At 47.6% G+C, this 603-nt stretch carries 1 protein-coding gene; it reads right to left on the bottom strand.

The features are described from left to right. Window positions 1-43: 43 nt before the first annotated feature. Window positions 44-603, bottom strand: a 560-nt coding sequence (locus tag R7E78_RS28260; protein WP_318058898.1) for a zinc-binding dehydrogenase, incomplete at its 5' end; no start/stop codon positions are given.

Here is a 603-nt window from a genome sequence, read left to right as displayed (position 1 = left end):
CATTATGTGGCAGCGCAAAGGCTACCACACATGTTCGTTGCAACTAAACCGTTAAGCTCACGTCATAAAACTCAAGTAACGCTTTTTCTGCATGCGCGTTCCACACATAGTTGTTCGCGCACAAAATCGCATCGAGTTCCGCAAAGAACGGGTCTTGGTCTGCCAGCGATAAAAAATCATCAATCGCCGTCAATGGCAGGTCAATATGTGGGTAAATCAACTTCTTACCGCCCGGAATATCCAACTGATTCAGAATCGTATGTGGCGCAGCTTGTAAGCCACCAACATGTGTGATCATGAAAGACGGGTTGATCTTGCCTTGCGAGGAAAGCTCTATAGATTCCACCATGTCACCCTTTGAACCACCGGACGTCCCTACAATATGGGTTGATTCGTAATGCACGTTGTAGAAGTTAAACGGCACTTTGAAATTCTTATCCGTTGGGCCAGCAAAGAAGTTGAGGCAGCCATCATTGCCAAGTAGCTCATCGGCTTGTTCTAGCACTTGAGCAACCGCCGCGTAGACCATTACATCGTCGTAGCCTTTGCCACCGTTGAGTGCTTTGAGATACGCGACCGGATCGTCAATTTGAGCGGTATTCA

This window comes from Vibrio sp. YT-19(2023), from assembly GCF_033337395.1.
The sequence above is the reverse complement of the archived record's forward strand: the minus strand, read 5'-3'. Positions and strand labels throughout refer to the sequence as shown.